Source organism: Pedobacter sp. 05T44, assembly GCF_056395985.1.
On record NZ_JBFTKO010000009.1, the window covers coordinates 174,365 to 188,000 of the forward strand.

8 protein-coding genes are annotated in these 13,636 nt (G+C 38.5%); 4 read left to right on the forward strand and 4 right to left on the reverse strand.

The window, feature by feature from the left end; translation table 11 throughout:
* Nucleotides 1-23: 23 nt before the first annotated feature.
* The 4 genes from AC1DDK_RS15570 to AC1DDK_RS15585 form a co-directional block, all read right to left on the reverse strand.
* Nucleotides 24-1,580 carry a SusD/RagB family nutrient-binding outer membrane lipoprotein gene (locus tag AC1DDK_RS15570; RefSeq protein ID WP_337717364.1) on the reverse strand — a complete coding sequence of 519 codons (1,557 nt, stop codon included), beginning with the start codon at nt 1,578-1,580 and terminating at the stop codon, nt 24-26.
* 38 nt (nt 1,581-1,618) lie between these two features.
* Nucleotides 1,619-4,990, reverse strand: coding sequence for a SusC/RagA family TonB-linked outer membrane protein (locus tag AC1DDK_RS15575; RefSeq protein ID WP_288883570.1), 3,372 nt, complete (start codon nt 4,988-4,990; stop codon nt 1,619-1,621).
* Between the two features lie 189 nt (nt 4,991-5,179).
* Nucleotides 5,180-6,313, reverse strand: a complete 1,134-nt coding sequence (locus AC1DDK_RS15580) for a FecR family protein (protein ID WP_288883571.1) — start codon at nt 6,311-6,313, stop codon at nt 5,180-5,182.
* Nucleotides 6,314-6,385: 72 nt separating this feature from the next.
* Nucleotides 6,386-6,979 carry an RNA polymerase sigma factor gene (locus AC1DDK_RS15585; RefSeq protein WP_172661169.1) on the reverse strand — a complete coding sequence of 198 codons (594 nt, stop codon included), beginning with the start codon at nt 6,977-6,979 and terminating at the stop codon, nt 6,386-6,388.
* Nucleotides 6,980-7,337: 358 nt separating this feature from the next.
* On the opposite strand from AC1DDK_RS15585, the gene AC1DDK_RS15590 reads away from it, so the two are divergent.
* The 4 genes from AC1DDK_RS15590 to AC1DDK_RS15605 all read left to right on the forward strand — a co-directional run bounded on the left by AC1DDK_RS15590 (nt 7,338) and on the right by AC1DDK_RS15605 (nt 13,566).
* Nucleotides 7,338-7,952, forward strand: a complete 615-nt coding sequence (locus tag AC1DDK_RS15590; RefSeq protein ID WP_288883574.1) for a TetR/AcrR family transcriptional regulator — start codon at nt 7,338-7,340, stop codon at nt 7,950-7,952.
* Nucleotides 7,953-8,081: 129 nt separating this feature from the next.
* Nucleotides 8,082-9,434: a TolC family protein gene (locus tag AC1DDK_RS15595; protein WP_172661171.1), complete on the forward strand. Its 1,353-nt coding sequence runs from the start codon at nt 8,082-8,084 to the stop codon at nt 9,432-9,434.
* Nucleotides 9,435-9,455: 21 nt separating this feature from the next.
* Nucleotides 9,456-10,490 carry an efflux RND transporter periplasmic adaptor subunit gene (locus AC1DDK_RS15600; RefSeq protein WP_216854390.1) on the forward strand — a complete coding sequence of 345 codons (1,035 nt, stop codon included), beginning with the start codon at nt 9,456-9,458 and terminating at the stop codon, nt 10,488-10,490.
* A 16-nt stretch (nt 10,491-10,506) separates the two neighbouring features.
* Complete coding sequence (locus AC1DDK_RS15605) at nt 10,507-13,566, forward strand: efflux RND transporter permease subunit (protein WP_477612073.1); 3,060 nt, start codon at nt 10,507-10,509, stop codon at nt 13,564-13,566.
* Nucleotides 13,567-13,636 lie beyond the last annotated feature (70 nt).

Sequence of the window (13,636 nt, forward strand, 5' to 3'; positions counted from 1 at the left end):
TGATTATAAATATAAGATAATTACTACTTTAACAACCACATTTGCTGATTTGTATTATCATTACCTCCGTATTGAGATTGAACAGCTGCATCAAGGTTGTCTGAATTATAACTCAACTCATTAGATGGATATAACCAGCGTAACGGAAAGTTTGTAGATGGTGTATTTAAATTTGTTGTACTGTTTAAAGTAAATACAGGATATCCGGTTCTCCGGTTTTCGAACCAGGATTGATATTTACCTCCCTGTAAGAAATTGGCCAGATATTTTTGCGTGATGATCTGCTTAATCTGCTCCTCAGTTGACCCTGCAAGGGCAACTCCTGGCTTAGCCGGGAAGGCAAGTATATAAGCTGCGTCCATTTTCATGTTGTGGTGATAATCGGCCAGATCAGGTGTATTTATTGCAACTGCGTTCATAGAATTTGTAATACCATCAGCGTAATAAACCTGTGCTGTTGTTCCTGTAATCCATCCGCGTACAGCAGCCTCTGCAAGCGCAAATTGCATATCCCAGCAACTAAATACACTAACCGGCTCAGCATTTACCAGTTGCACATAACGATTATTAAGGTCGGCATAATCTTTACCTACTCTTCTTGTTTGCAAGGCTGAAAAGGCATCAGAAGGTTCTACACCCGGATAAGCGTTATAATCAGACTGCGACACCCCTGCAGTAATTTTAACCGGCGAAGGCTTAGCATAGTAAAACAACCTCCTGTCGTCGGTAGCTTTTAAAGGCGCTAGCAAAGTGTTTGTGAGCATGGTATAGTTCGATTTCACAAATGAGTTACCAGAACCAGCCGGCACATCAGACCATGGGTAATTCTGACCAGCAGTATTGTTATAAGCAAGTGCAAAATTATCTCTGTAATCGCGCATCAGCGGACGGTTTGCAACAATATCTTTGAAACGGTCAATAACCTTAAGATCTGCATCTGCTGTTTTTTTATAAAGATTAATTAGCACATGCAGCTCAAAACTATTGGTAAGCCTTCTCCACTTGTCGACGTTACCGGCATAGATAGGGTCACCTTCAAAGTTTGCACCTGTTGCAAACAACTGGTTTGCCTGATCAAGCTCATTCAGAATTCCCATAAAAACTGCTTTTTGAGTATCATATTTAGGCTGCAGCACATTAGTTTCTCCTTTTACGGCTTCTGCATAGGGGATATCTCCTACCTGCATTGTAGCCATAAAGAATTGCCATGCACGGATAAAATGTCCTAATCCCTGATATGATTTTTTAAGTGCATCGCTTGTAGCATAGTTTTCCATTGATGGAATATTCCGCAATAATGTAATGCGATCAAAATCGGTACGTCCGAGTCTGTTGTATTGAAAGCCTTCTTGACCCTCTCCCCAGGTTAGGTATTTGCCCAATAAAAAGGGCTGCATAAATCCTTTTGTAGAGCTGATGTCGCCACGGGTTACGTTCAGAATCATACCTGTTGCCAGCATGGCCGAATTTACCTGGGTTGTTTCATTTGGATTGGTATTGATGTCTTCAAACTTTTTACAACCGTTTGTTAGCGTTGCCAGTAAAGGCAAAATCAACATATATTTTATAATTCTTTTCATCTTGATTTAAGTTATTTATAAACGTAAAAGCTGCCTTACTAGAATCCTACTTTAAGATTGAAACCAATCATTCGTGATGAAGGAGAGTTCAGGTTTTCAGTATCTATATCCGGATCTGAAAATTTAAAGTCGGTTAACAGCAGTAAATTCTGACCTGTAACTGAAAATGATGCGCTCCGGGCACCGATTTTATTAGCCAGCTTTGCAGGGAAATTATACCCGAGTGAAACTTCACGAAGTTTGATGAAGGTTTCTTTTTGAATACCCATATCACCCCCTCTAAAAGATTGTGCAAAATCCTGATAACCTACTTGTACGTCGTTTGCTGCGTATTGTCTGGTATCGCTGGTAATGTTTCCATATTTGTCAAACTGCACTTCTCCAGACACTACTTTAACACCTTTACCTACATAGTTATTCAAACCGTTTACTACCTGGTCATAGCGATACTGGTTATCGGTTTCTGGGTTAGTACCGGTATCCCACATTTTATCGTATAGGTAGTTGTACATTAACCCTCCAATACGTCCGTCTATATTTACACCCAGATTCCAGTTTTTGTAGCGGAAATTATTAATAAAACCAATGCTAAAATCGGGATCTCCATAACCATATTTTTTATCATAATCGCTTTCAACAGGAAAGCCGTTGTTAAAAATTACGTTTCCACTTGGATCCCTCAACCAATATGAGCTGAGATAAGTATCTAACCTTTGACCTTTTTTAACCCATGGATTATCAGCTGACAAAACAGGATCAAGGTTAACATAATAGCGGTGCTGATTAGACCAGTTAACGGTAGTTTTCCACTCAAAGTCTTCATTTTTTACCACAGAACCGTCAACAGAAATTTCAAGACCTCTTCTGGCATATGTTTCTGCAGTGTTTACCAATATGGTAGCAAAACCAGATGACCCTGGAATATCAGTATTTACCTGTCTGTTGTAATAGTACTTATCATAATATGCAACATCGAAATGTAGTCGTTTACCCAGTAAGTAGCCTGCTGCACCAACTTCCCAGGTGCGCTGTGTACTTGGCAGTAAATGCTCTCCGATCAGCTTTGATGGATAACTGGCAGAATTAAGTGTATTCCATGCTGAGGTAGTAGTGGAGAAAGTTTTATTAATTGCAAAAGGATCAAATGCGTTTTTAAAGAGTGTCCATGATCCACGTAGTTTAAACATATCAATCACAGTCGGCATTTTTACCAGCTCAGATACTACCACACTTGAGCCCAAAGATGGATAAAAGAAAGATCGCGATGATTCTGGCTGAGCTGAATTCCAGTCGTTCCTGCCCGTAGCATCAAAGAACACTGCATCGTTCCAGCTTACAGATGCCCGGCCGTAAAGACTGTTAATTTGCTGAGACCAATTTCTTCCAGGGGTAATTGTTACCGGCTCAACTGAACCTTTCAGAGAAAAATACCTAGGAGAAATTAATCCATTTTTAGTGGTAGCGGTAAAGCCATCATCTTTAAAATAATAAAGTGTACCACCGGCTAACCCCTCAAATGCCCATTTGCTAACTTTCTTATTAAAAGTAAGGATCAAATCGTTATTGGTAGAGAAACCTCTTGAATCACTTGTTTCATACATTCCTCTTGCATTCCATCCGCCACGTGTAGAGAAAATATTAGCTGTAGGGTTTTGTTTGGTATTTGTATTATTATAGTTATCATAACCTGAACGCAGCATCAGGTTAAAATCATTGTTGAACTTATAATTGGCAGTGACATTTGCATTTACTTTATTTTTGACCTCACCGTTAAGCTTTTCGTAAGCAATTAAGTATGGGTTATCATACCAATTGGTATACATCCAGTTCTGTGTTTTGTTAGGAACTACCCAGTAGTCTTTATAATCACGGATATCGTACTCTGTACCCGTCCACATGATAAGCTGGTATAAATACCCCTGATTTCCATATCCGCTACCCCACATTTGAGGCGTAGAACCACGACTAACACCAAAACGTCCCTCTACCCTAAAATGATCATTAACTATGATCTCACCACCAGAAGTAAGGTTCAGGAGATTAAGTTTCTGATTTGGAAACTGGCCTTTCTGGAAAATATGGTTTACCCCAATCCTGAAACTTCCATTCTCATTACTCTGTGCCAAAGAAATGTTATTACTGGCTATAATACCGGTATTCATAAAATTCTTCAGGTTATCCTTTCCTACCGATACTAAGGGGCGTCCATCTTCAAATTGTTTGGTTTCCGGGTTCCAATCTCTGGCTGTATTTCCTGCATCCAGTTTTGGACCCCAAACATAATCGTTATCAATTTCACCATTTTGACCACGACCGTATGAACTTTGTACTTTCGGAATTGCCAGATAACCCAATTGAAACATAGTATTACTATTTACATCAATTGAGAACCCCTTGGCTGCTGCTCCTTTTTTAGTAGTGATCATCAAAACACCACCTTTAGCACGTGAGCCATATAAAGCAGAAGCAGTCGATCCCTTTAACACATCCATACTTTCGATGTCATCGGTAGGCACATCACGTAAAGTCATGTTTGCATAAGGGACCCCATCAATAATTAACAATGCATCTTCACCTCTCAACTCTACTGTAGGTCTTGCATTAAATTCCGTAGAATTCTTAATTACCAAACCTGAAACCCGACCGGTTAAGGAAGTACCCAAGTCCACTCCTTTTACAGTTTGCAGTTCTTTTCCCCCAACTCTTTGCACAGCATAACCTAAAGCCTTTTCCTGTCTTTTAACCCCAAGGGCCGTTACAATCACTTCAGAAAGGCCCTGTAATTCGGCTTCAAGTACAATATTTATACTGGTAACACCTGCCTTTACCAATACCTCTTTGGGTTGATAGCCCAGATATTTTACCACCAATACATCTCCTTCTTTCGCATCTATCGAAAATTCACCGGAGATATTTGCAGAAGTTCCTTTTGAAGTTCCTTTAATCATAACAGTTGCTCCTGATAGCGGATTGCCTTCTGTATCTGAAATTTTCCCCTTAATGTTTATTTGCGCCTCGGCAGTAACAATAACCGATGCTGTTGAAATGGAATTTCTCTTAATTACAATGGTTTTGTTTATGATTTTATATGAAAACGGCCTGTTTTTAAATATCTGGTCCAGCGCTGTTTCCACACTTACATTCTTCAGCTCGATGCTGATTCGGCCTTCCTGTTTTATGAGTTTATTGTTATAAAAGAAGGTATAGCCACTTTGCTCTTTTATACTTTCGAACACATTATTTAGCGTAGTGTTTCTTTCGGAAAGTGTAATACTTTGCGAAAATCCCGTTGCGGAGACTTGAAGGCAACCTATGAAGATTAATAGTACAATTAGTTTCATTGCCAATAAATTCCTGGATGAGAATAACCACCTGAAAACAGATGCTTTCCTACATTGATTTAAATTCATACTTTTGAATGTTTGGTTAATTCATTAATTATTTAACAAGGTATTTTTTGAGATCGACCGGAACTTTGTTCCATTTCTAACTTAAGAAGTGGATCTATCCGGATCCTGTTGCAACCAGGGTCCGGTATTTTCTTCTCAGTTATACGGGTTAGGTATTTATTTTTCCATACAATACTGGTTTTAAGTTGTTTATTTAGTTACAATTAGTTTTTTTCCTTCAATTTTAAAGTGGACACCTCCAAATTCTAATATCTTAAGCACTTCTGATAATTTTACGTTGCGCGGGATATCGCCCATAAACTCATCATCAGTATGGTTTATCTCATATAATACATCTACATCATACCATCGCGATAGCTGACGCAACACAGATTGCAGGTCATCACCCTCGAAATGAAAATACCCCTTTTGCCATGCCATTACCTGATCAATATTGGCTTTACTGATTTTCAGGCTCATATCCTGATGTTCAACATTGGCCTGCTCTCCGGGTCTCAGGAAACGTGAAACTTTTTTATTCCTCCCGTTCAGTAATGATACTTTTACTGAACCCTCAAGCAAGGTTGTTTTGATGCTTGTTTCATCATCATAAGAATTAATATTAAAATGGGTTCCAAAAACTTCAACTTCCTGTTTATCTGTTATCACAATAAAAGGAAGCTTCTTATTCTTAAATACTTCGAAATAAGCTTCTCCGGTTAGTTCTACCCTTCGATAGGTCGCATTAGCAAAACTTGTTGGAAATTTTACGGAGGAGGCAGCATTTAGCCAAACTCTTGTACCATCAGGCAAATTCACTTGATATTGACCGCCCCTGGGTGTACTGATGGTATTATATGCCATCTCTTTTTTCCTGGATTCTATAACAGTATATACCAATTGCCCACTGGCATTTTTTGTTATTGCTACTCCAGCTTGTTTAGCAATCTGGCCGTTACCTGCATCTGTTAGCGAAATTTCAGTACCATCAGCTAAAGTAAGTATAGCCTTATTTCCACCGGGTTCCGCATCTTGTTTTGTGTAAACAGCGCGCAGATTAGCATTATTAAGATTGTGATTAACATAAGAATATAAGCCTATAGATAACGTAACCAATACAACAACCGCAGCAGTTAGTTTGAGCCACAACGGCTTTATTTTAATTTGCTTGTGGTGGTCCTCGTCAGCCTCAGAAATTCCACCTTCCTCATCCATCGCTCCCAAAAGATGTTCATCCAGTTTCCCATCTTTGGTTAACTGTACAAACAATTCCAACTCATCATCAGAGAGTTGTTTATTAATATATCGACTAACAAGTATTCTGTAAAATTCTTTATCTTCCATAGTGAGGGCCTTTCAAATACTAAGACAATATTTGAAGCGCCGAGGGTAGCTGGAAAAATTATTTTTTTGAACTTATTTTAACAGGATAACCAAAAGTACTCCTAAAGAGATACCCAGGTCCCTTTCAACAGAAGTCCTGAGAATTTTCATAGAAGCTACCATATGATTCTTTACGGCATTTCGGGAAATACCCAATGCCGTTGCTACCTCCTCGTAACTTTTGCCCTGCTCTCTGCATAGTTTAAAAACTTCTCTGCTTCGGGGAGATAATACCGCTAATGCTTTTTGAAGGTAGTCGTAATATTCTTTATTCAAAAGCTCGTCTTCAGTGGAGTTCCTTTCTTCAACAAAACTATTGACTATCTCTGACATAGCAACTTCAGAACGGAAGGCTTTTTTAAGGCTATTTAAGGTATGATTCCTGGCAACGATATGTAAATAGGCCTTTAGCGATTGGATATCTGCTAATTTTGATCTGCATTGCCAGATCTTTATAAATATTTCTTGTGTAAGATCTTCTGAAAGATCAGCAGAGTGAACAAACTTTTTAACAAAACCTAAAATTCCGGCACTGTACCTCTCATAGAATTCCGCAAAGGCGTACTCATCCCCAGAGACTAATTTGGCCCTGAGGTCTTGATCAGAAAGCATAGAATATGTGGTCATGGTTTGGCTTACGATACTAATTTACTAAAAATAAATTAATGTTACACAAATGTTACGGAATTAAAAAACCTTCATATTTTACTAGAAATAGATTTTTTGTCTGCTAAAACCATCAGGTAACGTCCTGAGAAGTAATTATTTAAAATTTATTTTCAAATAAAGAAACTTTTTGACAATATCATACGTTATAGTAGTGGTTTGTTTGGTTTAGGTTGATCTGTGGTGGATCAACCATCTTAAAACAGGGATAGCTTTATTGCTCATCCCTGTTCCTATTTTAAGACATACCATAATATTTTCTCTTTTTTTGCATTTACTGAACAGTGTTTATTATATTTGCATCAGTTAGCATTTTAGTATGTCAATAAAAGATAGAAAAGAAAGAGATAAGCTGGACAGGAGAAAGTTGATTATTGAATCGGCTACCAAACTCTTTTTGGAACAGGGTTATGAAAAAACTTCTATCCGCAACATTGCCGACGATATAGAATACAGTCCGGCAACAATCTATCTTTATTTCAAAGAGAAAGATGAAATCTTTTACGTAATCCACGAACAGGGATTCGATCTGTTAAACAAAGAATTTATAAACCATAACCAGATAACTGATCCATTTGAAAGGCTGGCTGAGCTAGGAAAAATATACCTGAATTTTGCGCTGACAAATCCGGACTATTATGATCTTATGTTCATCATGAGGGCCCCTTTAAGTGAAATTAAATGCCATAGCAAGTGGGAAGCCGGAGAGAATAGCTTCCAATACCTGCTTAATACGGTTACAGAATGCCTGGATAAAAAGCTTATTGTTGATGGTGACCCCATTATCGTTTCAATGTCTATATGGTCCTATGTTCATGGCCTTATTTCCTTATTTATAAGAGAGCGGCTGCAGTCGGTAAATATTGAAGGTGAACAAAATCCTAATCTTTTAGCCCAATCATTAGACTATTTTCTAAAAACACTTAAAGTGTAAAAAAAATTTACCTTAACATAAACAGTGTTTAGTAAATAACCAACGATTATTATTTTTCAAAAACAATGTAACAAATCAAAAAATATCAATTCTAATAAACAGTGTTCATTTTATAAACAACGATACGTCATGAATAGAAAAACAGCCTTAAAATCGTTAATACTATTAATCCTGGGGTGCTGGCTTCCCTTTAGTGTCTTCTCTCAAAGTCCTCTTCAGGGTTATATAGACGAGGCCCTCAAAAATAATCTTGGGATACAAAAACAAGATTTCGCTTTACAGCGAAGTCTTTACGCCCTAAAAGAAGCAAAGGGACTATTCCTTCCAGATGTAGAACTAAACACCTCCTACCTGACATCAGGAGGTGGACGCAAAATTGAAATCCCAATTGGCGACCTCCTAAATCCTGTGTACAGCACCTTAAACAGCTTAACAGGTTCGGGTAAATTCCCTCAGGTAGATAATGTGAGTCAGACTTTCAATCCGAACAATTATTACGATGCCAAAGTACATACCACCTTGCCTCTGTATAATGCGGAAATTATTTACAACAGCCGCATCAAAAAAGAACAGATCACTATGCAGCAGATAGAACTAAGGCTGTATAAACGCGAGCTGATAAAGCAGGTTAAACTTGCGTATTATGGATACGAACAATCGCTGCAGGCCATAAAAATTTTTGAAAACGGGATTGCATTGGCAAAAGAAAACCTGCGGATAAATCAATCAATGGTTAAAAATGGAAAAGCGATAAGAACAGTGGTGGCCCGTTCAGAAAATGAGCTTACAGGGCTTGAAACTCAACTTGAAAATGCCAGAACTGAGTCTCTGAACGCTGCCGCGTATTTCAATTTTCTACTCAATAAGCCGCTCAACAGTACCATTGAAATTAGTGAAAACGAGAATACGATTGTTGGATCAGATTCATCTTCTCATTCCGGAAAAAGAGAAGAACTTACCGCGCTGGAATCTTTAAATCAAATAAATACCCTCTCTGTAAAATTAACCAGGGTAGCAGTACTTCCAAAGCTATCCACATTTGTTGATGTAGGTGCTCAGGGTGATTTTTTAAAAGTAAACAAAGATGCGCCCTATTATCTTTTCGGAGTAACACTATCATGGCAAATATTTAATGGCAACAGAAATAAAAACAAAACTCAGCAGGCGCTTTTAGATTTAAAGTCCACCGAAACACAAACAGAACAGGCCTCGCAGCAACTGGAACTTGAGGTTATTACAGCTCAAAACAAACTGAACGCAGCGCTACAGGCTTTTAAAGCCTCAGTTAGCCAGTCGTCGTTATCTCTTCAATATTATAAAGACGAGCAACGTCTTTATAAAGAGGGTCAGGCGCTTTACCTGGAGTTATTGGATGCACAGACAAGACTGATAAATGATCAGCTAAAACAAAGTATTGCCTATCTGAATATGCTAACCAGAACAACCGAACTGGAAAGAGCAAAAGCAAGCTATATTCTTTAATCACCTTTAATTTAAAACAAAATGAAACATATAAATACACTCCCGATCTTCATATTTCTTGGCATTGCCGTAATTGGTTGCAGTGAACCAAAACCGGCACAAAAAACCGATAACTCAATTCCGGTAAAGGTAATTTCCTCAAATGCCCTTAATGAAAATGAACCGGTGGAAACTTCTGGTTTACTATCGTCAGAACAACAGAGTAATCTTTCTTTTAAAACCAGTGGAATCATAAACCGCATCCTTGTTAAGGAAGGTGATCATGTAAGCAATGGGCAAGTACTTGCCTCGCTAAACATGACAGAGGTAAATGCTCAGCTTAACCAGGCCGAAGAGGGATTTAATAAAGCAAAGCGGGATGCCCAAAGGACTGCCAATTTATTTAAGGACAGTGTTAGTACCAGGGAGCAATTGGAAAATACGCAAACGGCTTTGGCAATTGCCAAAAAAAGTTTGGACATAGCGCGGTTCAACGCTGTTCAATCGACCATAAGGGCAAATACAACTGGCGTTGTTCTTAAAAAACTCGCAAATGAAGGAGAACAGGTAGCCGGAGGAACCCCCATACTTTACATAGGTGGCGTTTCAAATAAAGATTGGATAGTTAAATGTGGTATTACCGATAAAGACAGATCAAGAATTAACGGAAAGGAGAAAGTTGAGTTAAACTTTGATGTCTTTCCTCAAACATTAACAGGAGTAGTAAAGTCCCTTGCCCAGGGCAGTGATGAAAGTTCCGGTTTATATCAGGCCGAAATAAGGCTCAATCCTACCGATGCCAAATTGATCTCAGGACTCTTTGCCAAAGTAAAGATCTATCCTTTTGGCAAAACAGACCTTTTGTCTGTTCCGGTAGATGCTTTAGTGGAAGGCAAAAACGACAGTGCTTACGTATTTACTTCTGTGAACAACAGAGCTGTAAAGAAAGCGGTGAAGGTTGCCTACTTAAAAGGCGACAAGGCATTTATCTCCTCTGGTTTATTAGCCACTGATCAGATAATAAGAGAAGGATCAGCCTATCTTACTAATGGTTCTTCAATTAAAATAATCAGATAGCCTAAATTATTTCAAAATGAAATTACCTGAATTTGCAGTAAAAAATTATCAGTTCACACTGATTGTTTTCGTGGCGGTGCTAGCTCTGGGAATATATTCCTTGTTCACCATGCCAAGAAGTGAAGATCCTGAAACCCATCCTCCGCAATTTACGGTAGTTGTAGTATATCCGGGAACTAATCCTAAGGATATGGAGCAACTGGTTGTTGACCCAATGGAAAAAAAGATCCACGAACTTGACGATATAAAACACATAACCACAGATATAAGCGATGGTCTTGCAGTTATGCAAATAATATATAAATATAGCTCTAACCCCGATGATAAGTATCAGGAGGTGGTGAGAGAAATTAACAGCTTAAGAAGTGAGCTACCTTCTGATATAGCAGATATACGGATCAACAAACAGATTCCATCGGATGTTAGTGTGTATCAGTTTGCTTTAGTGAGTGAAAACACCTCCAATGCCACGCTTAAAAAATATTCAAAAGAGCTAAAGGAACGACTCGAAAAAATACAGGCATTAAAAAGAGTTACCTACGCCGGCGTTCCTGAACATCAGGTAAATGTAAGGCTTAACATTCAAAAAATAGCTCAGGAAAAACTTACCCAGAATAATGTTATTGCTGCATTACAAAGTGAGAATGTTAACATTCCAGGTGGTAACATCAGTATGGGAAACAGAAAGCTTAATATTAAAACCAGCGGTAATTTTTCGAGCATAGATGAGGTTAAGAATACGGTAATCTTTAGTGCCCAGGGAAAAGTAGTTTACCTGAAAGACATAGCCGATGTTTCATTAGGCTATGAAGATGAAACACATATTACCCGCTTGAACGGCTACAGAAGCAGTTTTATAAATGCCAGCTTAAAAGATGGAGAGAACATTATATCTGTGCAGGAAAAAGTTGTCCCCTTATTAGCAGCATTTAAAAAGGATTTACCACCGGGTATTGACCTTGTAAAGGTTTTTGATCAGGCTAAAAGCGTAGATGTAAGGCTTTCGCATTTTACCAGAGATTTTGGTATCGCAATTTTATTGGTGTTGGTTACCTTACTGCCTCTGGGTACAAGGGCATCGGTTGTTGTGATGATCTCGATCCCGTTATCTCTTGCCATCGGGCTTACCCTGATGAATGCATTGGGTTATAACATCAATCAGCTAAGCATTGTAGGTATGATTGTAGCGCTGGGTATTCTGGTTGATGATAGTATTGTAGTGGTTGAAAATATTGAACGGTATCTGCGTATGGGCTACAGCAGAATAGAGGCTTCTATAAAGGCTACTTCTCAAATCGGCATTGCCGTTGTTGGCTGTACCATACTGCTTATATTTGCCTTTTTACCAATCGTTTTCTTACCCGAAGGAGCCGGGGATTTTATTAGAAGTTTACCGCTTTCTGTAATCACTACAATTTTTGCTTCTATGTTGGTATCGCTAACAGTAGTCCCTTTTTTAGCAAGCATCATTTTGAAACCGCACATGAGTGAGGAGGGAAATTTTCTGCTCAGGGCAATGAAAAAAGGAATTCATACAACTTATGGAGCGGTACTTAACAAAGCGCTGAAGAGACCATTAGTTACACTTATCATTATCGGAGGGATCTTTATTGCCTCACTTGGATTAGTTCCGGTTATAGGAAGCAGCCTGTTTCCAAAATCTGAGAAACCTATGTTTCTGGTGGATATAGAAACCCCGGAGGGAACCAATATAAATACCACAAATAAAGTAACAAGGTATGTGGAATCTGTATTGAAAAAAGTACCTGAAATAAGTTCATTTTCCAGTAATGTTGGTAAAGGAAATCCAAGAATCTATTACAATGTGATCCCACATAATGAAAGCGAAAATTATGCACAGATCTTTGTCCAGGTAGAGGGACTGGAAACCCGCGAAAAAGTTGCGGTAATTGAAAGGGTAAGAAAAGAGCTGAATGGTTACCCTGGTGCAAACATTAAGGTTAAAGATTTTGAACAGGGACCACCAGTTGATGCCCCCCTTGCCTACCGCATTTATGCCGATGATCTTAACGGCCTGCGCAAAACAGCATTCGATATTGCCTCGCTGATCAGTAAAGTAGATGGCACTATTTACGTAAACAATCCTTTACTGGTAAAACCTACAGACCTTAAGGTTACAATAAATAAAGAAAAGGCGGCTTTGCTGGGTGTTGCTTCTGCGGATATTGACCGTACAGTTCGATTGGGATCTGCCGGACTGAATGTAGCAACGTACAGGGAAGACTCGGGAAAAGCAGACAATTATAATGTGAATGTTTCTATTCCAAGAAATAACGATATTCAGGATATCAGTATGTTCGACAGGCTATATGTTCCGTCTTCCTCTGGGGTAAATATCCCTCTGAAAAACGTGGCATCTAGTGGTTTCGAGAGTTCGCCAAACCAGATCAGACATTATGATAAAGACAGATATGTAACCATTTCTGCATTTGTAAAACCAGGCTATAACGTGCAGCGCCTGGATGAGGAGATCACTGAAAAACTGAACAAATTTAAATTCCCTGAAGGCTTCTCTTTTAAAGTTGCAGGCGAGAAAGAGAGTAAAGAAGAAAGCTTTGGTAATCTTGGTCTTATCCTTATTGTTACTGTTTTTGGTTTTCTGGGGGTGTTGATACTTGAGTTCAAAACCTTTAAAAGTATACTGATTGTATTGTCGGTTATTCCACTTGGAATAGTTGGAGGATTGATCATGCTGTTCTTTGCAGGTGAAACGCTTTCCTTTACAGCCACAATAGGTTTTATTGCATTAGTAGGTATAGAAGTGAAAAACTCTCTGTTGGTTGTAGATTTTACAAATCAATTAAGGGCGCAGGGAAAAAGCATTGAGGAAGCGATTATTGAAGCCGGGGAAATTAGATTTGTACCCATACTTTTGACCTCGTTAACAGCCATTGGCGGATTGCTACCACTTGTAATTGAATATAGTGAATTGTATTCTCCACTTGCTTTGGTGCTTATTGGTGGTTTAATTAGCTCGACATTATTATCAAGACTAGTAACACCGGTGATGTATAAACTTTTACCACCAAAAATTGCAGTTGACCAAACAATATAAGAAACAGTAAACCCTTAAAAAAATACCCATTAATGGGTATTTTTTTAAGGGTTTTATAGGGTTTAATTTG